16 protein-coding genes and 1 pseudogene are annotated in these 24511 nt (G+C 62.5%); 2 read left to right on the forward strand and 15 right to left on the reverse strand.

The window, feature by feature from the left end; all coding sequences use genetic code 11:
• Window positions 1-3 precede the first annotated feature (3 nt).
• The 14 genes from TS85_RS00230 to cyoA form a co-directional block, all read right to left on the reverse strand.
• Window positions 4-786, reverse strand: coding sequence for a virB8 family protein (locus TS85_RS00230; RefSeq protein ID WP_044329679.1), 783 nt, complete (start codon window positions 784-786; stop codon window positions 4-6).
• A complete protein-coding gene (locus TS85_RS00235; protein ID WP_044329680.1) occupies window positions 783-2027 on the reverse strand; it encodes a type IV secretion system protein in 1245 nt (414 codons plus the stop codon). Before TS85_RS00235 ends, TS85_RS00230 begins: the two co-directional genes overlap by 4 nt.
• The gene (locus TS85_RS00240) at window positions 2024-4378 is read right to left on the reverse strand and encodes a VirB4 family type IV secretion/conjugal transfer ATPase (RefSeq protein ID WP_044329682.1); all 2355 of its coding nucleotides are present in this window, start codon (window positions 4376-4378) and stop codon (window positions 2024-2026) included. The genes TS85_RS00235 and TS85_RS00240 overlap by 4 nt, the downstream gene beginning before the upstream one ends.
• Entirely contained in the window at window positions 4357-4590 is a 234-nt protein-coding gene (locus TS85_RS00245; RefSeq protein ID WP_044335577.1) for a type IV secretion system protein VirB3, read from the reverse strand. The genes TS85_RS00240 and TS85_RS00245 overlap by 22 nt, the downstream gene beginning before the upstream one ends.
• A 52-nt stretch (window positions 4591-4642) precedes the next feature.
• Complete coding sequence (locus TS85_RS00250) at window positions 4643-4963, reverse strand: TrbC/VirB2 family protein (RefSeq protein WP_044329683.1); 321 nt, start codon at window positions 4961-4963, stop codon at window positions 4643-4645.
• A gap of 333 nt (window positions 4964-5296) precedes the next feature.
• Window positions 5297-7990 (reverse strand): RHS repeat domain-containing protein, encoded by a 2694-nt coding sequence (locus TS85_RS00255; RefSeq protein WP_077228371.1) that lies wholly within the window; start codon window positions 7988-7990, stop codon window positions 5297-5299.
• A gap of 181 nt (window positions 7991-8171) precedes the next feature.
• The gene (locus TS85_RS24385) at window positions 8172-9698 is read right to left on the reverse strand and encodes an RHS repeat domain-containing protein (RefSeq protein ID WP_162184673.1); all 1527 of its coding nucleotides are present in this window, start codon (window positions 9696-9698) and stop codon (window positions 8172-8174) included.
• Window positions 9699-11849: 2151 nt separating this feature from the next.
• Window positions 11850-12383, reverse strand: coding sequence for a response regulator transcription factor (locus TS85_RS00260; protein WP_044329684.1), 534 nt, complete (start codon window positions 12381-12383; stop codon window positions 11850-11852).
• Entirely contained in the window at window positions 12380-13717 is a 1338-nt protein-coding gene (locus tag TS85_RS00265; RefSeq protein WP_173426205.1) for an ATP-binding protein, read from the reverse strand. The genes TS85_RS00260 and TS85_RS00265 overlap by 4 nt, the downstream gene beginning before the upstream one ends.
• On the reverse strand, window positions 13678-14397 hold the full coding sequence (locus tag TS85_RS00270; RefSeq protein ID WP_052507647.1) for an SURF1 family protein: 720 nt from the start codon (window positions 14395-14397) through the stop codon (window positions 13678-13680). Before TS85_RS00270 ends, TS85_RS00265 begins: the two co-directional genes overlap by 40 nt.
• On the reverse strand, window positions 14394-14771 hold the full coding sequence (cyoD, locus tag TS85_RS00275; RefSeq protein WP_044329685.1) for a cytochrome o ubiquinol oxidase subunit IV: 378 nt from the start codon (window positions 14769-14771) through the stop codon (window positions 14394-14396). Before cyoD ends, TS85_RS00270 begins: the two co-directional genes overlap by 4 nt.
• Window positions 14768-15397 (reverse strand): cytochrome o ubiquinol oxidase subunit III, encoded by a 630-nt coding sequence (cyoC, locus tag TS85_RS00280; protein ID WP_044329686.1) that lies wholly within the window; start codon window positions 15395-15397, stop codon window positions 14768-14770. The genes cyoD and cyoC overlap by 4 nt, the downstream gene beginning before the upstream one ends.
• 1 nt (window position 15398) lies before the next feature.
• Window positions 15399-17411 carry a cytochrome o ubiquinol oxidase subunit I gene (cyoB, locus tag TS85_RS00285; protein WP_044329687.1) on the reverse strand — a complete coding sequence of 671 codons (2013 nt, stop codon included), beginning with the start codon at window positions 17409-17411 and terminating at the stop codon, window positions 15399-15401.
• An 18-nt stretch (window positions 17412-17429) separates the two neighbouring features.
• Window positions 17430-18626: a ubiquinol oxidase subunit II gene (gene cyoA / locus TS85_RS00290; RefSeq protein ID WP_044329688.1), complete on the reverse strand. Its 1197-nt coding sequence runs from the start codon at window positions 18624-18626 to the stop codon at window positions 17430-17432.
• Between the two features lie 153 nt (window positions 18627-18779).
• Here cyoA and TS85_RS00295 point away from each other — a divergent pair, with 153 nt between their 5' ends.
• Complete coding sequence (locus tag TS85_RS00295; protein ID WP_044329689.1) at window positions 18780-20105, forward strand: MFS transporter; 1326 nt, start codon at window positions 18780-18782, stop codon at window positions 20103-20105.
• A gap of 121 nt (window positions 20106-20226) precedes the next feature.
• Window positions 20227-23166, forward strand: a complete 2940-nt coding sequence (locus TS85_RS00300) for a glycosyltransferase (RefSeq protein WP_155006251.1) — start codon at window positions 20227-20229, stop codon at window positions 23164-23166.
• 196 nt (window positions 23167-23362) lie between these two features.
• On the opposite strand, the pseudogene TS85_RS24965 reads toward TS85_RS00300, so the two are convergent.
• A pseudogene (locus TS85_RS24965) lies at window positions 23363-24365 on the reverse strand (IS630 family transposase); the annotation flags it as partial.
• Window positions 24366-24511: the final 146 nt, after the last annotated feature.

Below are 24511 nucleotides of genomic sequence, written 5' to 3' on the forward strand. Positions count from 1 at the left end.
GTCTCACGGGCGTGCGGCATCCGGTGTCGCCGAGGGCGAAGGGCTCGGCGCGGGCAGGCTTGGCAATGCGCTGGCACTAGGTGGTACCGTGGCCGGGTCCGGCTGCGGGAACGCCTCAGGATTGCGCTGGTAGCCGGTAACCTCAAAGCCCAACGGGTTGAGAAACCGGTCTTCCAGCCGCATCGGCTCTCCCGAGTAGCGGTAGCGGATCACCGCGACCCAGGGCTGTCCTGGATATTGCCGGTTGCCCGCGTCGCGACGGACGGTGTCGAACCGCACCATCGCGCGGTTGCCGCCGAGCGGCGACACGCTCTTCACGCGCGCTTCGATCACCGTGCTGCGGGGCAGGCGCGCAAGTGGGCTGTCAGGGTTGGTCGCCTGGATCGCCCCGACATAGGTGCTGCGGGCTTCCCCTTGCGTCCATAGCGATACCTTGCGGTAGTTCGCTTGCAGCGCGTTGATATCGAAGCCTTCGCGCGCGATCACATATTGCACGAGGAACGACTGGGTCAGCGCGCTGTCCGGCGCGATCTTCTGCGCATTGACCGGCTGCAGGGCTTGTACGAACCCGGTCTGCTTGTCGACGAGCAGCGTATACGGCTCAACCGTCTTGAGCGGAGTCAGCAGCACCAGAGCGAGTGCCTCGGCGACTGCGACCACGCATGCGCCTGTGGCGATGATCCATGCGGTACGCCGGGATTTTTCAAGCCCCGCGCGCTGGTCCTGCGCCCAGCTACCGGCCTCGCGATAATAGGCGTCTAGCGCTTCGCGCGCATCCTTCTTCATGGTTGGTTATCCCGGCGGCCCGCGCTCGCCGATATGCGATTGCGCACTCCACGGCGCTGATGCAGGCCGGAAGCCTGAGGTCCGGAGGAGGCGCGGTCGCGCGGCGCAGTGGCGCCATATCCGCCCGTCGCTTGTGTCTGCATCTCGCGTTCCCTCGCTTCCCGGCGTTCGATTTGCGCAACCGTATCGCCGAGCCGCGCCGCGCGCGACGGCGGCTCCAGGCCTGAGGTTAAGGGCGCGCGGAGCGGCAATGTGACACGTCCGCTTTCGTCCGCCAATGCCGACGCCCAGCGTCCCGGGAGGGCGCGGAGCGTCGCCGGCAGCCGAAACGCCATCGCGAAGCGCGCCGCCATGCCTAAGCCCGCAATCAGCGTCAGGGCGAACGCGAACGCGACCACCAGCAGCTCGGTTGCGGCCCCGCTCAGGAACGGATCGGTGCTGCGTCTGAGGATCAGAGTGGCCAGCCACGGCTCCAGCAGGGCAAGCTCGACTGACAGCAGGAGGGTAACCGCGATAGCGCCAATCGCGGTACCCAGCAGGCCGCGCACCCAGCCTTCGAAGATCGACCTTGTACCTTCGAACAAGAGGAACCCGATGAACAGCGGCCCCAGTGCGAGCAGCAGACCCGCGACAAGGCGAACCGAGGCAAAGGAGGCGATGGTGGCGGTCAGGAACGTCAACCGCGCGGTGCCCAGCGAATAGGGGCTGAAGATGCTGGGCGGATCGCTGACCGGAGGCCGAAGAGCTTGGGGCGCCTGCGCATCGTTGGCTTGCGTCGTCTGAGGCTGCGCCGCTTGCGGCAGCGCGGAGCCAATATTGGGGCGTCCCAGTTCCTGGAGTGCACGATCGACTTGCCCTAGCCGTGCGGGAAGATCGCCGCTCGTTCCAGGTAGCGCGGAAGGAGCGGCAACGTCGGCGACGAGCGATGCCGGTCCTTGCATGACAACGTCATAGACCAGCGGGCGATAGGCCGCCCAGCTCAGCGCGAGGGCAAATACAATCCCGATCTTGACGAACGCGACGATCCCGCTGCGCATGTCGGGCGCCTCGCCGAGGAGCAGCCGGTACCCGAACAGCGCGATGAAGATCGTGAGCATCCCGCTCAACAGCACCGACAGCGAGCCGCCCGGCGCGACCAGCGCCTGATAGCCCTCAGCGCCCAGGCTCTGCGCCTGGCAGTCGATGAACGCCAGCGTGCTTTCCAGAAAGCGACCATCGACGATGCCGGGGCAGGGGGTCATACGCGCTCCAGCAATTGCGGCAGCCACAAAGCGGGATCGTCGCCCACCTCGGCACGGATCTCGTCGAGCAGCCGCACCGTGCGTTCGCGCCCCGACAGCACCGTCAGCACGTCGCGCTCCCCCGACAGGTTGAGCCGCGCGACCACGCTTTCGTTGCCGTGCTTGACGAGGAAGCAGTGCGCCGTGTCTGGCAGGGTGCGCACCAGCGCCAGCTCGTGCTGGGTCAGTCCGAAACCCTCGACATAATCGGCTTCACGCGCCTTGGGATTGACCATGAAGATCTGCGTCGCCGCCTGTTCGATGATCGCGCTGGCGATGCGGCTCTCGAGCGCATCCTGGGCGCTTTGGGTCGCGAACCCCACCACGCCGTTGCGCTTGCGGATGGTTTTTTCCCAGTCCTTGATCCGCCTCACGAAGATATCGTCGTCGAGGGCCTTCCAGCCTTCGTCGACGACGATGATCGCGGGAGTCCCATCGAGCCGCTCTTCTACCCGGTGGAACAGATACATCATTGCCGGTGTGCGCAGCGCCGGATCGTCGAGGATCTGGGTCATGTCGAACCCGACGGTCTCGGCGGACAGATCGGTCTCGTCGAGCGGATTGTCGAACAGCCAGCCGCGCTCGCCGTTGCCCCACCATGCGCGTAGCCGTGCCCACAGATCATTGGCATGCGGCCTGTGTCCACCCCGGAACAGCTCGACCAGATAGCGCAGCCGGCGGCGTTCGGCAGGCTGGCCGAAGCTCGCATCGACTGCATCCTTGATCTGGGCGGTCTCTTCATTGTCGGCGCCGCCTGCGAGGAGCGCGATCCAGTCGATCAGGAACTGGCGGTTGGCCGGGCTATCTTCGATCTGGAGCGGATTAAGCCCCGAGGGCGATCCCGGCCGCAGCACGTCATAACGCCCGCCGATCGCGCGCAGGAACAGCTCAGCGCCGCGATCTTTGTCGAAGAACACGATGCGCGGGCGGAACTTGCGCGCCTGGGCGAGCAGGAAGTTCAGCACGACGGTCTTGCCCGACCCCGAAGGCCCGATGATCGTGAAGTTGCCGAGATCGCCCTGGTGGAAATTGAAGTGGTATGGCCCCGCCGCCGTGGTCTCGAGCAGCGTGACCGCCTGCCCCCAATGGTTGCCCTCCTGCCTGCCCTGGGGCAGATTGTGGTTCGACGCGAAGCTGGCGAAGTTGCTCGTCGAGATCAGACCGCGCCGCGCGATATAGTTGAAGTTGCCCGGAAACTGCGCCCAGAAGGCGGGTTCCAGCGCGATATCCTCGCGCACCGCGATAATGCCCATGTCCGCCATCGCCGCATGGACTTCCGCGATGCCCTCATCGACTTGCGCAAGCGTATCGCCGCGCACCGCGACCGTCATGTGATGCTCACCAAAGCCCGCGCGGCCAGCCGCGACATCGTCCTTCGCGCGCGCCAGCTCGGCGCGCAGGCTTAGCGCCTCGTCCTCGGCCGAGCGCATCCGCCGCAGCGCCAGGTTCATCCGCGACAGCGAAGCCTGGCGCTCGACGAACGCGAAGCTTTGCGAGACGGTGAGCTCGAAGGGCAGCCGCATCAGCTCGTCGAGCATGCCAGCGCTGGTCTGGCCGGGATAATCCTTGATCGACAGGATGCCCAGAAAACTGCGCGGGAGCATGCCCACCGGGGCAAGCTCGATCGCCTGCTCCCCGAAGCTGACGCGGCGATATGGCAGATAGGCGCCGATGTCCTGATGCGGGAGCAGCACCGGGCGGCGCTCGCCATTGTACAGCCATGACAGAAACTCGAGCGGCTCGGAGCACGGGCCATGACCCTGATCGTACACTCCGAGCAGCCGGGGCTCGTAGCTGCCGAGCGCGGCCATCAGCGCCTCGCGCGCCGCGTCGAGTTGGCGTCGCTCCGCGCCTCCGTCCGCACCGCGCGGAGCGCCGCGCAGCCGGTCGAGCATACCCATGCGGCCTTGCAGCGGGCGGCGGATCAGCGTCAGGAACAGGTCATTGACGTAGAGCCGCTTGCGCGCGAGCCGTGCTTGCCACGTGGCGTCGAGTTGCTGCGAGAACGCGTCGGGAAACGCGGCACTGAGCTCGGGCTCGACGCGCCGCCGCACCAGATGATGGTAGAGCGCGAACTGTGACGAGCCGATCGTCTGGAGCATCGCATCGCGCAGGCGCTTGCGATAGTTGATCTCGTCGGTCTCCGCGGTCTCGAACAGCAGCCCGCGCAACTGGATGCATTGCAGGAGAACGCCGTCGCGCGTCTCGATCGTATGATCGTCCACCTGCGCGGCATAAGGGAGGTGGCGACCGGCAGGCGCTTCGCGCGCCACCACCTTCGGGTCGCGGGTCAGGGCCGGTAGGAGTTGCATTGCCAGATCGCATAGTTGCGCACGCGCGGGCAGCGCCCCACCCGCGTCAGCCACAGGTCGAGGAAGCGCGGTTCGCGCAGGCACAGGACAACGCCGAGCAGGTGGATCGCCAGCGCGATGACGAGTGCCCAGACCGATTTGAAGATCAGGAACAACTCGGTCGCCACCACCGCATTGGCGATGAAATAGCTGTAGGTCACCCCGGCAAACATCTGCGGGCGGGTGAGTGCCACGAAAAGCGGATCCTGGTCCACGTCGCTGGCCCTATTGCGCGATCTGGGCCGTCGACTGTATCCCCGCCACGATCGTCGCCGCGCCAAACAGGATGAAGCAGCCTAGGATCACGGTGGCACCATAGCGCCAGTTGATGCGCCCGGTGAGCATCAGGAAGCCCACCATCGCCACCGCGATCACGGCGACGACGGTCGCGACCGTTCCGAGCAAGGTTCCCTGCAGCCAGTTTACTGCCGAGACGATGACGCCCGAGCCCGCCGGATCGGTGAGGCCGCCCTGCGCCAGCGCTGGAGGCGTGCCGAGGAATGCTAGGACAGGAAACGCGATCACCTTGTTGTAAATCGTGCGCATTCTACCCCCAAGCACCTGTCCGCGTTCGACTTTGCCTCGTGCGGGGCGCGAAGCCAAGGGCCAACCGATCGCATAGTCCGATTATCTTCTGCGAAGCAGTAGAGGTCCTTCGCGCGATCCAGCAATCCCTTTTGCGGCTGATCATCTTGCGGCGTTATCGCTTCAGCACCAACATGGAAGTTACCAGAAAAGTCATACACAAAAGGACTAGTGTATCTCGGCTGATCGTAGCTGAAACCGTAGGCACTAAGTACCATGCCGTCGACAGGACCACACTACTGCAAATCAAAATGACACCCAGTAGGTTTCTTATCGAAGTTGTTATGATTTTCATCACTGCCTCTCACACATGCTGAGGTCGGCCTTAGGAACAACGGGTATGCCGAAAGGCTTCCATCCTTGTCCCGTTGTTGTTTGAGCGACTAATCCCGCGAACCATGTATAGAGTCCAACTGCTGCCCCAGCTCGCGCCCCTCGGGCCGCAGTGCCTGCAGCCGATGCAGCAGCTTCGGTTGCTGGAAACCCCAGAGTGTCATTGATTGTGCCAGCAGTAGCCTGCGCCTTGCTCGCACTTGCACAAATATTTATCACGTACTCGGAATCGAGCTCCAACGTACCGTCGTCCTTCCTACGGTATTGACACCGACCATTAGAGCCTCGCTTCGCGCAGTTATCGGCGGGTTTTACACTTTGCGGCCTTTGATAATCGTAAAACGTTACCGATCCGAACGTTCTTTCGTAGGTAACTTGCAACGGGACAAGGGCCTTTTCGTCGTAAGGCTTCCCTCCCTGCCCGCCGCGAGATACAATTTCCGCATCATCAGTACAGTTTTGGATGTCTTCGTTAGTTACACAAGTGACCTGCATCCCCGTCGGGTCCCTGCCATTGACCGGATCGTTTGCGACATACGCGTACAAATTGATCTGGTCATCATACCCGATCGGGTCGGTCTGCAAAAACCGCCCGAGGGTGGGGGAGTATATCCGGGCCTTGTAGTAATACATGCCGAGCTCGGGGATCCAAGCCTGGCCGGTGTACTGGAACCGCCCGGTGTTGCCGCCGCCGGGAACGCCATATTCGTCATAGCTGTTGACTTCGGTTACGTTGCCCGAACCATCCGCAATCGCGACAATCGATCCCTGGTGGTTGGCAAACAGATATTTGCGAGAGCCTGCGGTCGTGCCGGAGCCTTCGAACCAGACCTGCGGATCGTCCTCGCCCGGCCCATGCGCATAGCGCCGGAGCATTGTGCCCACGCCGTCATATTCGGCAACCAACTGGTCGCCGTCATAGAGGAACCGGGTGGTGCCGGTTGTTGGCTTCGAAACCTCATAGAGTCGACCGAGCGGATCATAGACCAGAACGGCGTTGGCAGAAGTCGATATCAGCCGGTTCTCAGCATCATAGCTAAAGCCGAGGTGAAGCTCCGGATCCAGCTGGCCGTTGGCATCGACGACATCGTTGGAGGTCAGGTTGCCGTTGGCATCATAGCCGAAGCGATGCGCGTCGGCGCTCGCATACTGATTGAGCCCGTTGGCTGCATAATTGATATTTGTGTTTCTACGGTTCGAGTAGGCATAGGCATCGTTCGAAAGGGTTTGGCTGACCATCTGGCTCGACGGGTTGTAACCGAACGTCTGTATTACGTTACTGGCGCTGCTCGTGAACGCATGCGTCTGGCTCGCGAGCCGTGAAATCCCGTCATAGCCATAGCTGGTGCTGGGCCCCCAATTGCCCGGCACCGCGCGATATACGGTCGCTGTGCGGCCCGCTGCGTCATATTGCGGGTGGATCAGCCCATCCGCGCCGACGATCTGGTTATAGTGGAGGCGATCGAGCCCGTCGTAGAAGGACTGGATGCCTACACCGTCCGGATAGAGGATCAGCGTCCGGTTGCCGTTTGCATCATATTGATAACTCAGCGTCCGGCTGACCCCGCCCATGCTCGTGGTGCTCGCCGTCTGGCGTCCGAACCCGTCATAGGCGCTGGTTACCGCATCGGCGCCGGTCGAAGAATCGAACCGCGCCGCGGTCTGCAACCCGCGCAGATCATAGCTGTAATAGACGTCGCGCGTCGCATTGTTGCAGGCATAGCTCGGCGCGCAGGCATCGGGCACGATCTTCGCCGACACCCGGTTGAGCGCGTCATAGGTATAGCTGAACGTCCGCCCGTCGCGCTTCCTCAACGACGTGCGGTTGCCGTTCGCGTCATAGCCATATTCCTCGCGGTCGTTGGTATTGACGGCGCCTGCCGTCGCCAGCGCGGTCGCCTGCGTGGCCGGGTTGAACGCGCCCGGGGCGCTCGTCGACGGGAACTGCCACTGCTCGAGCCGGTCGAACCCGTCATATACCATCCGCGCGCGATTGCCGTTGGCATCGACGACATATTCCTGCTTGCCGTTGGGCGTGTAGCTGTAGGTGGCATAGGCCTGTTCGATCGCCGTGCCGACCGCCTTGCGCACCTGGATCAGCTGGCCGGCGGCATCATACACATTCCTGGTGATCCGATCGGGACCCTGCGTCCCCTCGGCGCCTAGCGCGCACGCACTGCTGGGTAGTGCCCCATATGCTGCTGGGTTCATTCGATCCGCCGTGCATTCCAGCCGACCGACCGCGTCGTAGCTGTACTGGGCGAGCCGCCCTATCGGCCCCGCCGTACCCTCGCGCACTTTGTCGACAACCTTGCGATCCATCGCATCGTACGACGTCTCCACCGTCTGGTGGATAGTGAAAATTGTGTAATTCTGCCAATCAGCTGGAGCCACATTGTGCGACTGCCATTCTGCAAGTTCCCCCTTCTCGACCTTCACCAGCCGCCCAGCGGGATCGTAGGTGTTACGCACCGCCAGATGATGCAGCGGCCCCGCGCCATCGGGATCCGGCGCGATCGTCCCCGTTACCCGATGTTCAAGGTCGTACCGCGTGGCGCTCGTGAAATCAGAGGGCAAAGCTTGTGCGCACGCAGGCGCAATTCGAAGCAAGCCTACAATCAAAATCGCAGCCCACCCGAAGAATGGTCGAATCATTGCCCACTCCTGATCGAGTTATAAGAGAATATCGCCCGGATCTTCGTGCAAACAGCAACCACTTTAATCGTTAAATTAACGTCAGAATATTCGGCGCGACTATTTAAACGATCAGACGAGGATCCATTACTAACCGTTACGTGCGCGCCGAACGCAACACCAATTTCGGGAAGCCTGTAATTCACGGGCAAACCGATACTTGGGCGCCCGGCTTAGTTTCGGAGATTTTTCGCCCAAATCTGTCGTACCCATAGCAAGTTGTTAGGGTGGTACCAGCCGACGTTACGGATACGCCACGAAGAGAAAGGTTGTTAGGGCCTGACTGCGGGCCATAATAATAATCTGTGATCACTTCGTCGGAGGCCCCGCCGACGCAGCCGCCTTCAACGGTGGCAGTCCTCTCACAGGTTCGCATTTGGGAAAGCATCCAAATCGGAGGGCCTGCCTGCTGGTACCCTCCGTTTCCGTTGGAGACCCAAGCATACAATTGCGAGTAGCTGAAGCGCTTTACCGCGCTGATCCCCTCGGAATCAGGGGGCGCTGTTTCGGTGAGCACGCTTCCGGAATTCGGGTCCCAACTGTAGGTTGTGACATTCCCACGCGAATCCGTTTTGGAAATCGGACGATTACAAATTTTCCAGTTCTCGCAACTAGTTGGATAAGTATATCTGGTCACGATGTTACCAAGCGGCGAACCTGGATCCGGAACTTCTGTAATGCTGGTAACATTTCCTCTGGCATCGTAGGTGAATGAAGTCCTGTTTCCCTTGGGGTAGGTGATTGAGTTGATGCGACCTTCATTGGGATCGAAAAGAGGCTGGACGTCGATCGTTGTTACGCGGTTCAGCTCATCCCTCACGCTGGTTACTTGCCCAGATGGAAGTGCGGTGACTAAGCGCATTCCGCCCTTCGGATCGGTCCTGGTAGACGTAACGCCAGCTACGTAGTAGTTTCCGGGCGACGCAGGTATCGGAGCAAACGTAAAATCTAAATTGTACGTCCAAGTCGAGGTCCCGTCTTGGATAGAAGTTACTGGTGCATAAGGACATGGGAATGTCCATAGAGCAGTCCAACCTGGAGAACCTGTCGATATTTGTCCTGGCGCCTGTGGGCAGTTCACGATTGTCGGGCCGCTAAGAACCGGAAGAAACTTTGCATAATCGTAGGTGTACGTCGTCACTCGGCCACCAGGACGATTCAGGGCAGCATTCAAAAGGATAGGACCCGTGCTCGGAAAATTCGGTCGTGTAACCAATACCTGCGTCGTATGGTCGGATACGTCTACATAATCCTGCGGAGCAGTATAATAATTTGAAGGGTAGTTCACATTTCCTGAGGCATCGACCATCCGACCGCCCGTGATCATTGGCCAAATATTATTGAAGTTGCAGGAATTTGACCGAGGAGGGCACGATTCTACTGCAAGATTGAGCGCCACAACCGAGTTAGCGCCGGTTTTATAGCCCTCTGGGGAGTTCATTACAAAAGAGCCTGACTGAAATTTTATCATATATCCACGATTCGTGCGAATAGAGGAAAGACGAAAATCCGGTATAGAGCTCACTACAACAGTGTTATAAGCAAAAACGATTTCATCTCCATTCGGCTTCACGATCCTATTAACAGGAAACGATACCGTAGATCCGTTAAACGCACTGGAATTGTAGAAAAATATGTAAACGGTTCCATCTTTATCTTGGAACGTCATTCTCTCGCCTGTATCTAGCTGTGTCTCAACTGCAGCACCGGTGCTGTAAGCTAGCGGGCGACCAAATTGAGGCGAGAGTTCTACTATTCCTGCGGTTCTAGAATTTGCCCAGAATCTCGCCGCACCTTTTTCTGTTCTAACCGTCAGCCATACCTTTCCAACCGGAGCATTCTCCCAGCGGTTGCCACCGCGGAGTAAACTCGGCGCTAAGTTGGTCGACGTGTCCGTGAAGCCATCCGACGTGCAGTTTAACGCAGATTGAGCGCCACAGACCATAATTGGGAGCGCGTCGGGTCCCACGATTGTTGGCTGGATCATGAGTCCTCCATTGTTCGGGTCGCCTATAGCAACGGAGGGTCCAGGAATATTGAGCGTATTTGACGAAAGATTGACGCCCAATTCATCAGTAACGGGATATATTGGATCGGGAATTACGACAGTGCTCGAGTTGACAGCTTGTGCGGCAGAAGCGGTGGGCAAAGCTAAGGCGCTCAGAGAAATTATTAGCGCAGATAATGCTGGTTGCGGTCGATGTGCCAAGGAGAATGACGCAAAGGAGTGATTATAGCTCTTGCTAAATGCCTTTCGTGAGCAGTGGCAATTGGCAGACCCGTGCGTATTATATTTCATACTTCACCCCTAACCATCTTACTGGGCGATTGCTCGATCCCCGTCTCAAGCGATCCGGTACGGCAACTGAAAAGCGCATCGTCTTCCGCGCTACCCTGAATCAAGAGTCTGCCGAGAAGACGAACGGTGCGTTTGCGTGCTTTACCACATCGTTAGCATAACGCTCTCACCGTGCCCGTTTCGACTCCATACTTTGATCGTGCTGGCCCAAGAGGCACCCCAGCTGTCCGCGACGGAACTCGTCCTAATTCTAGCGTTAGGGAGCCGTTTGCAAGCCGCGGTTGCGGACCTCGGATGGACGAGAACGACGACCCGCTTATTAAGACGCGCGCCGCGCTGTCTTGGCTTGTAAGGGATAGGGCGTGGGCGCTTCGACCCAATAGATAGGGGCCGATCTGCGACAACCTGGCGCGCGACATTCGATAGATTGAACAGCATGTTGCAACCCGATTCGGAAGTTTTTAGTTGAGCCCTCTTGGTAGCGTTAGCGCGCCCGCATTAGCTGTTGCTCCCGAACTCCCCCCTATTCTCCGGGCAGTGATACGACGCCATCGTGCCTTGCGCACGGAGCGTCTCCGGTCCGCACAAGCAACGACGAGCGATGAAAATTTCTAGCATGAGCCCCCCAAGCGCCTTATCCGAAACAAGTTGCCTCAAGTCCGGCATTGAGCAAAGCGCAAATTTCGAACGTTGTTCCGATTCCTTGCCATCACCCGCCCCCAATTCCTGATAGCGTTACATCGTTCAGGTATAAGTCCTGCCTATTGGAGTGCGTTCCACTCGGCTTGAGAATGGCGCAATCTGCCGATGAAGCTTATGGGTGGGGTACTATCGGGGGCATTCGTATCGAGCTTCCCGATAAAGGTCATTATAAACAAGAGGTTAACGGATAGATCGTGTGGCCTGCTGCCCGTGGCCTAGTGCTGGAGGATCTTGACCTATGCTATGCCGACTCCAGCTTCACCGGCGACTGTCCCGACAATTTCGGTTCACCCGGGCATGACGCTCAATCGCATGCATATAGGAAGCCGCGGGATTGCAGGCGGCACACGGCTTCAAACGGCCCGGTCGCGCCTGCGTTCAACTTACGACGAGTTCATTCACTGCATCGACACGACGTTCGATGGTTCAGTGGACGGCTGGTGGTCGGGCATTTCACGCGTTGGAAACAACGAGAAGGGACCGATCGAATTTGGCGGCTCGCAGACGTGCCTGTCTGGCAGCAGCTCCGCGAGCACGACTGGATCTAGCCAAATCAAGCTCGGCCACCGCACGCGGACACCTACGCGACGCTACCGTGCCCCGTTTCGACTAGGCTCAATCCGAAGGCGTTCTATCGTGTCTTTGCCTTGGTGGGGGTATAAAGCGGGGTATCGAAAGGGCTAATCACTAAGAAACCATTTAATATCAATTATATAATACCTAGGCGGAGCCGAGAAAGATCCTGTCCCCGCAACCAAACACAACAGCCCCCTCGGTACCACCCGCTGGGGGCTTTTTTGCGTCCGCGCTTACCCAGCCTCACCGCATCGGACGCTTCTCCAGCTTCCGCGCCAGCGTTCGCCGATGCATCCCGAGCCGCCGCGCGGCTTCGGAGATGTTGAAGTCGGTCTCGACCAACGTCTGGTGGATATGCTCCCATTCCAGCGTCTTGATCGACGATTGCCGCCCGTCCAGCGGCGCGTCGGGATTGCCCTCGGCGCGGTGGAATGCCGCTTCGATATCGTCCGTGTTCGACGGCTTGGCGAGGTAATAGCTCGCCCCCAACTTGATTGCCTCGACTGCGGTGGCGATGCTCGCAAAGCCGGTGAGCACGACGATCCGCATCGCCGGCGCGCGCGCATGAAGCAGCGCGACGCAGGCGAGGCCCGAGGCGCCGCCCAGCTTCAGGTCGACGACCGCATAGTCCGGCAGCCCGGTCTCGAGCAGCGCCTCCAGCGCCTCCTGGCTTGGCGCGACGCGCACCGCATAGCCGCGCCGCTCGAACGAGCGCCGCAGCGTGCGGGCAAAGGAATCGTCGTCCTCGACGAGGATCAGGTCGCGGGTCTCGGTCATGGCGTCGCTTCCGATCGGGCGATTGCGGCAAGCGGCAGGTTGATCTGCACCAGCGCGCCGCCACCGGGGCGGTTCGAGGCCGCGGCGCGCCCCCCGAACTTGCGAAGGACGTTGACCAGCAGGAACAGCCCGAGCCCGCCGCCGGGCCGCCCCTTGGTCGAGCGATAGGGCTGGCCGAAGGTCGCCAGCATCTCGGGCGCGAAGCCGGGACCGCGATCGGCGACTTCGATCACCAGCTCGTCGCGCTCGCGGCGGCAGGTGACCCCGACCCAGTCGGGCGATACGTCGGCGGCATTGTCGATCACCGTGCCGATGACCTGGCGCAGCGCGAGGTCGGAGACGATCGGCACATCGGCGCCGAAGCCATCGACATAGTCGAGCGTGCCGGGCAGCCGGCTTGCGCGCCATTCGGCGACGATCGCATCGACGAAGCGCCGGACGGTGGTGAATTCGGGCGCAATCCCGCGCGCTTCGCCGGCGGACAACAGGATACCGCCGACGATCGCCTTGCACCGTGCGACGGCGGCCTGCATCTCGGCAATGTCCTCGGCCAGATCGGGGTCCCGCGCCAGCGCGGGCATACGCTGCCAGTCGCCCAGGATCACCGAAAGCGACGAGAGCGGGGTGCCGAGCTCGTGCGCGGCGCCCGAGGCGAGCAGCCCCATGCGGACGATATGGTCTTCCTCCGCTGCGCGCTGGCGGGCGCTGGCGAGGGCGGCGTCGCGGTCGCTGAGGTTGCGGCTGATCCGCGTGACGAACAGCACCAGCAGGATCGCGATCAGCGCGAAGCAGATCAGGCTGCCGATCAGATAGAGCTTGAACGGATGGTCGAAGCGTGGCGGCAGCGCCAGCGGGACGGGGGCGATCGCGATCAGCGCCAGCGCAACCCCCGCCGCCCCCGCAATTGCCCAGCTCGACCAGGGGCGCAGCAGCATTGCGCCGATCACGATCTGGAGCACGAACAGCGATGCGAACGGATTGGCGATTCCGCCCGAGAAATGGAGCTGCCACGCCAGCGTCGCGACATCGGCGAGCAGCGCGGCGGTCAGTTCGGTGTTGGTGATCGCCGCGCGACGATGGAGCAGGGGGACGCTCGCGAGGTTGAGTGCCGTGAGCAGCAGCGGCGCGAGCAGCAGCGGCGCGAGCGGCAGCCGCACCCCCATCGCGAAATTGACCACGACGATCGTCATCAACTGGCCACCGACGGCGATCCAGCGCAATTGGATCAGCAGCCACATATTGCAGCGCCCGGCATCGGCATCGGCGACGGGCGGCGGCGCGGACATCCCGGGGATCACGCCTCCGCCCCGCGCGACGGTCGCCGCACGCGCCATGCCGCCCATAGCGCAAGCGCGGCCATCGCGAACCAGGTCAGCGCATAGACGAGGTGATTGTCGGCGAAGCGGATGACAGTCAGCCCGCCGACGGGCTGGCCGGGAGCAGCTGCGCTGGCCTCGGCATCGATGAAATAGGGGGCGGTGTTTTGCAGCCCGCGTGCCGCCGCGATTGCCGCGACGTCGCGCGAATACCAGCGGTCGCCCGCGGGGTCATTGGCGCGCAGGAAGCCGCCGCCGGGTTCGGTGATGCGCAGCAGTCCGGTGATCGTGACCTGCCCCATGGGCGCACCGGTGCCCCGTGCGGCGGCGTCGCGCGACTCCGGCGGCACGAAGCCGCGGTTGACCAGAACCGTGAAGCCGCCGGTGTCCAGCGGCGTGACCACCCAATAGCCCGAACCGAGATCGCTCACCGCGCGGACCAACGTCACGCGGTCGTTCAGAAAGCGCCCGGTAGCGTGGATGCGGCGATAGGAATCGGACTGTGCCGTGATCCCGGGCCATGCCTTCGGCCCCGGCGCCGCAACCGGCGCCGCCTGCGTCCGCTCGGTCACTGCGGCGATCAGCGCGTGCTTCCACGCCCGCCGCTCGACCTGCCACACTCCCAGCGCCGCCAGCCCCGCCGCGACCAGCAGCAGCGCTGCCGCCAGCGCTGCGGACCGGCGGGGCACGCTCGTCACGGCATTTGTCGCGTGTCGTGCGGCATCGGCATCATGTTGGTGTTCAGGTGATGCATCACCCACAGCGAACCGGCGAGCATGATGAACACGACAATCAGCGTGAAGATCAGCGACGTCATCGTCCATCCGCCTTCGGCCTTGGGGCTCATATGGAGGAAGTACACCATATGGACCACGATCTGAACTACGGCGAATCCGATGACCAGCGCGGCGGTGACACCTGCGGACAGCGGGTGGGCCATCACCAGCCAGAATGGAATCGCGGTCAGGATCACCGACAGCACGAAGCCGATTGCATAGTCGCGCATCGATCCGTGCGGCATTTCGATGCCGGCGTGCCCGGCCTCGGCGCTGGCGTGGGGATCAAGGCTCATCGCAGCATTCCCATCAGATAGACGATAGTGAAGACGCCGATCCAGATGACGTCCAGAAAGTGCCAGAACAGGCTGAGGCACATCAGCCGGCGCTGGTTGGCGGGGATCAGCCCGTGGCGGCTCGTCTGCACCAGCAACGTCACCAGCCAGATCGTGCCGAAGGTGACGTGAAGCCCGTGCGTGCCGACCAAGGTGAAGAACGCCGAGAGGAAGGCACTGCGCTGCGGCGTCGCGCCTTCGTGGATCAGGTGGGCGAACTCGTACATCTCGATGCTGAGGAACGCGAGGCCGAACAGCGCGGTGACGACCAGCCAGCCCTGCATCGCGCGCAATTTGCCGTGCTGCATCGCCAGCATCGCCATGCCGTAGGTGAGCGACGAGAAGAGCAGCATCGCGGTGTTGAGCGCGACCAGATCGAGGTCGAACAGGTCGCGCGGCCCCGGACCCGCGGCGTAATTGCCGCCGAGCACGGCATAGGTGGCGAACAGGATCGCGAAGATGAGGCAATCGCTCATCAGGTAGATCCAGAAGCCCAGCATCGTGCTGTGCCCCTCGGGATGGGCGTGCTCTTCGAGGTCGTAGAAGCGCACCGGCTCGCCGGCGGCGGGAAGCGTGGTCGTGCTCATCTTATCGGCCTCCTGCCGCTGCGAGCTGGCGGGTGCGCGCTTCCTCGGTCGCCGTCACGGTGGCGGCGGGGATGTGGAAGTCACGCTTGTAGTTGAAGGTGTGCGCGATCGCGGTGCCGAGCAGCGCGACGAATGCGAGCCCCGCCAGCCACCAGATATGCCAGACCAGCGCGAAACCCATCACCAGGCTGATCCCCGCGAGGATCGCGCCCGTGCCGGTGCTGCTCGGCATATGGATGTCGCGATAACCGTCGATCGGACGCGCCGCCTCGCGCTGTTTCATGTCGTACCACGCATCCAGGTCGTGGATGACGGGGGTGAAGGCGAAGTTATATTCGGGCGGCGGCGAGCTGGTCGACCATTCGAGCGTGCGTCCGCCCCAGGGATCGCCGGTGTTGTCGGCCAGCGCCTCGCGCCGCCAGATGCTCACGGCGAACTGGACCAGCATCGCGCCGATACCCGCCGCGATCAGCGCCGCGCCCAGCCCTGCGATCACGAACCAGATCTGGAGCGAGGGATCGTCGAACACGCGCATCCGCCGCGTCACGCCCATCAGCCCGAGGATGTAGAGCGGCATGAACGCCATCCAGAAGCCCACGACCCAGCACCAGAAGCTGACCTTGCCCCAGAACACGTCGAGCTTAAACCCGAATGCCTTGGGCCACCAGAAGTTGATCGCCGCGAACAGCCCGAACAGCACCCCGCCGATGATCACATTGTGGAAATGCGCGATCAGGAACAGCGAATTGTGGAGGACGAAGTCGGCCGGGGGCACCGCGAGCAGCACGCCGGTCATCCCGCCGACCACGAAGGTCAGCATGAACGCGATCGTCCACATCATCGGCAGCTCGAAGCGGATGCGCCCGCGATACATGGTGAACAGCCAGTTGAAGAGCTTGGCACCCGTCGGGATGGAGATCACCATCGTCGTGATGCCGAAGAAGCTGTTGACGCTGGCGCCCGATCCCATCGTGAAGAAATGGTGCAGCCACACGACATAGGACAGCAACGTGATGACCATCGTCGCATAGACCATCGACGTATAGCCGAACAGTTTCTTGCCCGAAAAGGTCGAGGTGACTTCGGAGAACACGCCGAACAGCGGCAGGATCAGGATGTACACTTCCGGGTGGCCCCAGATCCAGATCAGGTTCACGTACATCATCGGGCTGCCGCCGAAATCGTTCGTGAAGAAGTTGGTGCCGACATAGCGATCGAGGCTGAGCAGCGCGAGCACCGCGGTCAGCACCGGGAAGGATGCGACGATCAGGATGTTCGCGCACAGCGAGGTCCAGGTGAAGACCGGCATCTTCATCAGGCCCATGCCCGGCGCGCGCAGCTTCAGGATCGTGACGATCAGGTTGATACCCGACAGGGTTGTGCCGACGCCCGCGATCTGGAGCGACCAGATATAATAATCCACCCCGACATTGGGGCTGTACGCGATCCCCGACAGCGGCGGATAGGCCAGCCAGCCGGTCTGCGCGAATTCGCCGACGAACAGCGACATCATCACCAGCACCGCGCCCGCCGTCGTCATCCAGAAGCTGAAATTGTTCAGGAACGGGAAGGACACGTCGCGCGCGCCGATCTGGAGCGGGACGATATAGTTCATCAGTCCCGTGATGAACGGCATCGCCACGAAGAAGATCATGATCACGCCGTGGGCAGTGAACACCTGGTCATAATGATGCGAGTTGAGATAGCCCTCGGACCCGCCGAACGCCATCGCCTGTTGCAGCCGCATCATGATCGCATCGGCAAAGCCGCGCAGGAACATCACCAGCCCCAGGACCATGTACATGATCCCGATCTTCTTGTGATCGACGCTGGTGAACCACTCCTTCCACAAATAGCCCCAAAGGCGGTATTTGGTCAGCAGCGCCAGCATGGCGATGCCGCCGATCGCGACGACGCCGAAGGTGGCGACGAGGATCGGCTCGTGGAGCGGCAAAGCCTCTAGCGAGAGGCGGCCAAGGAACGGCCCGGCTTCAGGGGCGGGATGCGGAGTCATGGACTGTCTCGGTCGCGGTCAGGAGGTGGGGCGCTGCGGGCCGGCGGTGCCGGTGTCCGCTGCGAGCGTGATCGGGGGGGCGGGCTTGCGCATCGGCGTGAGCCCGGCCCCGCGCAGCGGCGCCATGCTGGGCAGGCCCGGGGAGGCGCGCATCGCCGATTCGGTCGGTGCGGCACAGATCGCCGCGACATAGCGCGAGTCGCCCGTGGAGGCCGGCCCGGTGCCGCGCGCGCCGAACTTGTCATAGGCAAGCTCGCGGACATTCGCGATGCCGCCGCGGCCCATGCCGCCGCGTGCGTCGACCGCCATCATGTCGTGCATGCACATCTTGCCGGGATCGACGCACAGATTGACGACCGCATCGAACAGGTTCGGGTCGACCGCCGCGAAACGGCGCACCGGGTCCTTGGCGCTCGGGCGTTCGAGCGCGAGATAGGTCGCGCGGTCGAGCGTCGCGCCGCTGGCGCGGTTGCCCTGAACCCAGGCAGCGAAGTCGCGGTCGCTCAGGCTGCGCGCCTTGAAGCGCATGTTGGAAAAGCCGGCGCCGCTGTAATTGGCGGAGAAGCCGGTGAAGTCGCCGGTGCGGTCGAACGCGCCGTGCAGCCGCGTCTCCATCCCCGGCATCGCGTAAATCTGTCCGGCAAGCGCGGGGATATAGAAGCTGTTCATCACCGACGACGCCGAGATGCGGAAGCGCACCGGGCGATCGACCGGCACCGCCATCTCGTTGACCGTCGCGATGCCCAGTTCGGGATAGATGAACAGCCATTTCCAATCGAGCGCAACGACCTGGACGTCGAGCGGGCGGACCTCCGCGGTGACGGGCCGCCCCGGCGCGGTGCGCGCGAGCGGGCGATAGGGGTCGAGCAGATGCGTGCCGACCCAGGTCAATGCGCCCAGGCAGATGATGATCAGCAGCGGCGCCGCCCAGATCACCAGCTCGAGCTGCGTCGAATGGTCCCAATCGGGCTTGTAGGTCGCCTCCTGGTTCGCCGCGCGATAGCGCCACGCGAAGAAGATCGTCAGCGCCATCACGGGGACGATGATCACCAGCATCAGCAGCGTCGATGCGATGACCAGGTTGCCCTGTTGCCGTGCGACATCGCCGGCGGGATCGAGCACGACCATCTTGCACCCTGCCATCAGCGGCAGCAGCGCGAGTGCGGCGAGGGGGCGGAGCTTCGACAGGCGAAGCGGTCGGAGGAAATCGGACATAGGGCGCGCCTAGGCCCGCTTTGCTGCACCGCACATAGGACATTTTGTCCAATCCCTTGATGGCGATCAATGCCGCAGGGGGATTTGCGATGCCGCAGCGCGGCATGACGACTCACGCCGTTCGAACGGCCCCCGTTTCAGGAATGCGATCCGATGCCCGCCGATACCGTCCCCACCACCCAGGCCGAAGACGATGCCCGCGCGCTGCACGACGACGGGCACAAAATCGCGCCGGGCGAGATCGCGATCGGCGTGGTGATCGGCCGCACGTCGGAGTTTTTCGACTTCTTCGTCTATGCCATCGCCTCGGTGCTGGTGTTCCCGAAGCTGGTCTTCCCGTATCTCGATCCGCTTACCGGAACGCTGTGGTCGTTCGCGATCTTCGCGCTCGCCTTTGTCGCGCGCCCGGTGGGCACGCTGATCTTCACGGCCGTCGACCAGGCCTATGGACGCGGCGCCAAGCTCACCATTGCGCTGTTCCTGCTCGGCGGGTCGACGGCGGCGATTGCGTTCCTGCCCAGCTATGAGTCGGTCGGCATCGCCTCGGCGCTGCTGCTCGCACTGTTGCGCATGGGGCAGGGCGTGGCGCTGGGCGGATCGTGGGACGGGCTCGCCTCGCTGCTCGCGCTCAACGCGCCCGAGAACAAGCGCGGCTGGTATGCGATGATCCCGCAGCTCGGCGCGCCGTTGGGGCTGATCGTCGCCAGCCTGTTGTTCCTGTTCCTGATCGATTCGCTGCCCGCGGCGGATTTCCTCGCCTGGGGCTGGCGCTATCCGTTCTTCGTGGCGTTCGCGATCAACGTCGTCGCGCTGTTCGCGCGGCTGCGCATCGTCGTGACGCCCGAATATGCACGGCTGTTCGAAAACCGCGCGCTCCAGCCAGCGCCGCTGAACGAGACGGTGCGGTCCGAATGGCGCGTGATCGCAGCCGGGGCGTTCGCACCGCTCGCCAGCTTCGCGATGTTCCACATGGTGACGGTGTTCCCGCTCTCCTGGGTGTTCCTGTTCACCGAGGACAGCCCGACGCGCTTCCTGGTGATCGAGGCCGTGGCGGCAGCGGTGGGCGTTGGGGCGATCATCGTGTCGGGCCTGCTCGCCGATCGGCTGGGCCGACGCACGGTGCTCGGCTTCACCGCGGCGGCGATCGCGGCGTTCAGCGGCTTCGCCCCGCAGTTGCTCGACGCGGGCGAGGTCGGCGAATCGGCATTCATGCTGCTCGGCTTCGTGCTGCTCGGGCTGTCGTTCGGCCAGGCATCGGGGGCGCTCTCGTCGAGCTTCTCGCAGCGGCATCGCTACACCGGCTCGGCGCTGACCTCGGACCTCGCCTGGCTGTTCGGCGCGGGCTTCGCGCCGCTGGCCGCGCTGTGGCTGTCGAGCAACTTCGGACTGCTCGCGGCGGGCGCCTATCTTCTGTCGGGCGCGATCGGCACCCTGGTCGCCCTGTGGCTGAACCGCGAACTGGGCAAGGCGATCGGGTAGCGCGGGGCGAGTCGACGATCAGGGGCCATTGCGACTAGCTGTCTGAGCCTGCGGGAGTTAGAATTATCAGCGCGCGCCTAAGAGCACTGCGATTCTACGAACGGCAGATCAGGAGTCTCCTTTGTCCGATCCAAATGGCAAGCTCGTCGGATGGTTTGGTTCGACAAAGCATGGTATTAGCGGATGGATAGCAAACACAGGAATGCCGGGCCTTCCGATCGAAGTTGAATTATACTTTCAAGGCGAACTGGCGGGCAAGACGATAGCGCGCGAACCGCGTGAAAAGCTGGCCGAGCGGGGACTAGGCTCGGTACATCACGGCTTCTCCTTTCCGCTCCCCATCGGTGCGGCGAAGGTGGAAGAACAAGGTGTCGAACTCGTCGCGACGCAGTTCCCCGAGCTTCGATTCAAGCCTGGCAGCTTCCGGCAGGCGGTCGAAGCTTCAAAGGCGGTGAAACAGGAGCCGCTCGAGGCGGTCAACGATGCCGAGCACGCGCGGGATTCATCCGGGCCAGCGGCGGTGGATACCGCGGCGGTTGCGGAACTGAAGGAGCAAATCGAGAAGCTTGTTTCGCAGAATAAGCGGCTGCGACGCTTTCTCGATGCGCGCAAGGCGGAAGCGGAGGCACAGGAGGCCGGCGACCCACATATGGCCCGGCTGATTTCGAACGGCACGGCCGCGGTGTCCCGCGCCGTGGCAAAGCTGTGGGGCGGGCATTCGGCAACTGGACGCAGCGAGTTGCTGGCTCTGGCCAACGGCAACTGGGTGGCGCCGCAAGTGCGCGCGACGGCTGCCTACGAATTGGCGCGCCTCAGTGCGGATGCGGGAAAACCCCACCATGCCTCCCGGCTGATGGCGCAGGCGCGTCGGGCCGATCGTTCGCTGATGCGGAGGCTTCGGCCCAGGCTTCTGGAAGCCGATCTCCTCTGCCGGATCGGGAATGCGGAAACGGCGCTTGCCCGGTTGGACAAATATGTCGCGGAAGACCCGACGAATCCCAATTTCCTCATCGGTCGCGGCAACGCCCGTTATGCGCTTGGCGACCGTCAGGGGCAATTATCCGACCTGAACCGGATGTTCGCCAATGGTGGACTGACCCCGATAGGGATCGCCGATGCGGACGAACCGTTCCTTTCGCTCCAGGCGACTGCTGCAAGCCCGATCAACGATGGCCCGAAGGTCTCGGTGCTTATTTCGACATATAATGCCGCCGAGTATCTTCGGCTCGCGATCGGGAGCATCCAGAATCAGACGTGGCGCAACCTTGAAATACTGGTCACCGACGATTGCAGTACCGACGATAGCCTGCGCATTCTCGCAGAGATCGCTGCGGAAGACCCCCGTGTTACCGTGTTCGAGAATCCCGCCAACAAGGGCACGTACGCCAATCGCAATGCCATGTTTCAGGCATGTACCGGCGAATTCGTGACGTCACACGATGCGGACGACTGGTCCCATCCGCAGATGATCGAGCACCAGGTTCGACATCTGGTCAACAACGAGTCTATCAAGATCAATACGACCATGGGTTGTCGTGTGACGCGCGATCTTCGCTTCATGCTTCGCCTGCATTCCAATAACAGCGATTTCTGCATGAAGAATTATGCTGGCTTCATGATGCGCAAGCGCGACATCGGCGCGCTCGGCGGATGGGACGCGACGATGGCCGCCGCAGATTCCGAGTTCTTGCGGCGCGTTATCGAATTGTATGGCAAGGAAGCGGAGGGGGTCGTCAATCCAGATACGGTCTATTCTTCCTTCTTGCTTCACGAGAATTCTCTGACGCAGCAGGAAACGACCAACCTCAAGAGCCTCACTTTCGGCTCACGCAAGGAATATCGCCGTCAATCCCAGTTGTGGTCGGAACTCCGGAGGAACGCGGCTGCGGACGAGGATCCGCTGCGCCCGTTTGCGATGCCGCCCCGCACCTCGCGTTCGGACCCCTTCCCGGCGCCGAACAGCCTGTTGCCCCCCGCGCTCAAGTCCGAGGTGCTCGCGTTCGACGTCCTGATAGTGTCCGAACTCAATCTCCCAGGCGGCACCCGGGGGTGCAACCTCAATTACATCAAGGCGCTGCGCAGCATCGGCCTGCGGGTTGCGTTGTTCGACTGGCCGCGCGCAGATCGGCGGCACGCAGCGGATATCGACCGCACGTACCGGCTGCTCAAGCAGCAGGGGGATGTCGAGATCGTCACCTGGGAGGATTCGATCGCCGCCAAGCGCGTGATCGTTCACGATCCGGCTATCGCGGTCCATATGCTGGACCGCTTCCCCAAAGTGCAAGGCGAACGGGTGGCGCTCCTCGTGAACCAGCTTCCTTTCGAAACCATAGAACGAGAGGCATCTCTCTACGATCCCCAGTCGGTCGATCGCTCGCTAAGGAGGCTCTTCAACGTCAGCGAGATCGAGTGGATCGCGACTTCGCCGCTGACCAGGCGCTATCTCGCCGAATATGCCGACGTCGTGAAGCTTTCCCCGGAGATCTGGTTTCCGCCCTATGCCCGCGAGGCGGATTTCGCGCCGCTCCCGACCGCGGCGCGACTGCACCGCATCCGAAGCGGGGCCCCCTCCTTCGCGCGGCACACGCGCGATCACTGGACGAAATGGCCCTCGTTACGCCAGCAGGCGCGCAGTCTTTACATGGCCGATGCGAACCTGAATTTCTCGGTTCTGGGCGGCGACCGCACGATTTCCGGGGTTCTGGGCGAGCTCCCGAGCGCATGGCGCATGTTCGCCAATGACTCGATCCCGACCGACGATCTTCTGCGTTCGGCGGACATTTATCTCAACTTCAATAACGAAGTGTACATCGAAGAGTTCGGCCGCAACATGATGGAGGCCATGGCGCATGGGGTTCCCGTGATCGGCGACGCGGTGTTCACCGAAAACTTCGGCGACGCGATCCTCTTCCCGGAGGATGGGAGTGTGGAGAAGGTTGTCGCGCGCCTTTGCGACGATCGTTCGGTATATGAAGCCCAGGCTGAGCGCGGACTTGCATTTGTGCGAGATCATTGCTCGATGGAGGCGGTTCAAGCAAGGTTGCTGCAGTTCATCGCCTAGCGGCTCGCCTCAATGTGCCCGCTATATTCTCCGCGGACAGCGACCAGGGTTTCTTGAAGGCAGTCAAGGCAGCGGTGAAGGCCGAAAAATCTTCGTACCAGAAATTGGGCTCGCATACGTGACGAGTCCGAATGCGTGCGATGGCCCAAATATGCCACATCGATTGGCAAGTTATTACACCAAGTCCCACTGATGGTCACCCATGCGCCCATGCTCTCGTGCCGATGGACATGATGCGCCATGGCTGCTCGACGAGACGGTTCCATGCGAAGCAGCAGTGGTCGAGGATGTCGGCATAGGACTTGAATATCCGGTTGGAGAGCGAGTTTTCGCGCATGAACTGCCAGATATTCTCAACGGGGCTGAGCTCGGGGCATTTCGACGGCAGCGGCAGCAAGGTGATGTTGGCCGGGGGGTGAGAGCGCCGGAACCATGCCATTCCGCCTGGTCGAGCAGCAGGATGGCGTGCGCGCCCGGCGCGACGGCGGCGGAGATTTCGGCCAGATGCAAGTTCATGCCCTGGGTGTTGCATCGTGGCAGTACGAGCGCAGCGCCCTTACCCTCGGCCGGGCAGATCGCTCCGTAGATATAGGCGGATGCCGTGCGTTGGTCCTTCGGCGCCGAAGGTCGGGTTCCGCGACGCGCCCAGCGACGGGTGATCCCGTCTTGCGGGGGAATGATCCCCCGGATCATTCCCTGTTCCGCGCGATCTGGCCGATCCGCGCCTCGTCTTGCCACCAAAGCTCTATCGGTGTGCCGCGCGGGAGCGTTGCCCGGATCGCTGCCACTTGGGCGGGGAAGTTTTTCAAACGTCGCAATGGCGTCATCCTCCTGCGCATGATGACGCGGGCGTGCCGACAGCTTGCGGTACCCCATGGCGCGCAACTCCCGGCTCAATGTCTGCTTGCTGATGCTGATGGCGAACGCGTCCCACACCCACTGCCAGATCGATCAGCCGCCAGCGTACGACACCGTGCGATGCCGGGATCGGGCCACTCTCGCGATCTGCACCAAGGCGCGACGTTGCGCGTCGTCGAGCAGTGGCACGCCGCCAGGCGGCACCGCGTCGATCAGCCCGTCAGGCCCGGCGGCGTTGAACCGCAATACCCGATCGCGACCCGTCTGAAGCCCACCCCGCCGACGCGCGCCGCCTCGCTCCGTGTCCCGCACTCGTAAATCGACGCCAGCGCCCGCATCTTGGCCGCTGCGAATCCGATCGAAGCGCCACCGCCGATGCCATCGCCAACCTCCCTCAGGCCCGCGATCATTGAATCGGAGGTCTGGCCGTTTGGGAATCTGGAGGGTTCTGTGAGGTTGCGCGGCGCTGCACGCCGGGCTTGGCGCG

Source organism: Sphingomonas hengshuiensis, assembly GCF_000935025.1.
Taxonomy (GTDB): domain Bacteria; phylum Pseudomonadota; class Alphaproteobacteria; order Sphingomonadales; family Sphingomonadaceae; genus Sphingomonas; species Sphingomonas hengshuiensis.

Excerpts from the sequence above, each read along its gene's own strand:
- TS85_RS00230 (WP_044329679.1), bottom strand. The coding sequence starts at position 786 with ATGAAGAAGGATGCGCGCGAAGCGCTAGACGCCTATTATCGCGAGGCC.
- TS85_RS00235 (WP_044329680.1), bottom strand. The coding sequence starts at position 2,027 with ATGACCCCCTGCCCCGGCATCGTCGATGGTCGCTTTCTGGAAAGCACG.
- TS85_RS00240 (WP_044329682.1), bottom strand. The coding sequence starts at position 4,378 with ATGCAACTCCTACCGGCCCTGACCCGCGACCCGAAGGTGGTGGCGCGC.
- TS85_RS00245 (WP_044335577.1), bottom strand. The coding sequence starts at position 4,590 with ATGTTTGCCGGGGTGACCTACAGCTATTTCATCGCCAATGCGGTGGTG.
- TS85_RS00250 (WP_044329683.1), bottom strand. The coding sequence starts at position 4,963 with ATGCGCACGATTTACAACAAGGTGATCGCGTTTCCTGTCCTAGCATTC.
- TS85_RS00255 (WP_077228371.1), bottom strand. The coding sequence starts at position 7,990 with ATGATTCGACCATTCTTCGGGTGGGCTGCGATTTTGATTGTAGGCTTG.
- TS85_RS24385 (WP_162184673.1), bottom strand. The coding sequence starts at position 9,698 with ATGACGTTCCAAGATAAAGATGGAACCGTTTACATATTTTTCTACAAT.
- TS85_RS00260 (WP_044329684.1), bottom strand. The coding sequence starts at position 12,383 with ATGACCGAGACCCGCGACCTGATCCTCGTCGAGGACGACGATTCCTTT.
- TS85_RS00265 (WP_173426205.1), bottom strand. The coding sequence starts at position 13,717 with ATGGCGCGTGCGGCGACCGTCGCGCGGGGCGGAGGCGTGATCCCCGGG.
- cyoD (WP_044329685.1), bottom strand. The coding sequence starts at position 14,771 with ATGAGCCTTGATCCCCACGCCAGCGCCGAGGCCGGGCACGCCGGCATC.
- cyoC (WP_044329686.1), bottom strand. The coding sequence starts at position 15,397 with ATGAGCACGACCACGCTTCCCGCCGCCGGCGAGCCGGTGCGCTTCTAC.
- cyoB (WP_044329687.1), bottom strand. The coding sequence starts at position 17,411 with ATGACTCCGCATCCCGCCCCTGAAGCCGGGCCGTTCCTTGGCCGCCTC.
- cyoA (WP_044329688.1), bottom strand. The coding sequence starts at position 18,626 with ATGTCCGATTTCCTCCGACCGCTTCGCCTGTCGAAGCTCCGCCCCCTC.
- TS85_RS00295 (WP_044329689.1), top strand. The coding sequence starts at position 18,780 with ATGCCCGCCGATACCGTCCCCACCACCCAGGCCGAAGACGATGCCCGC.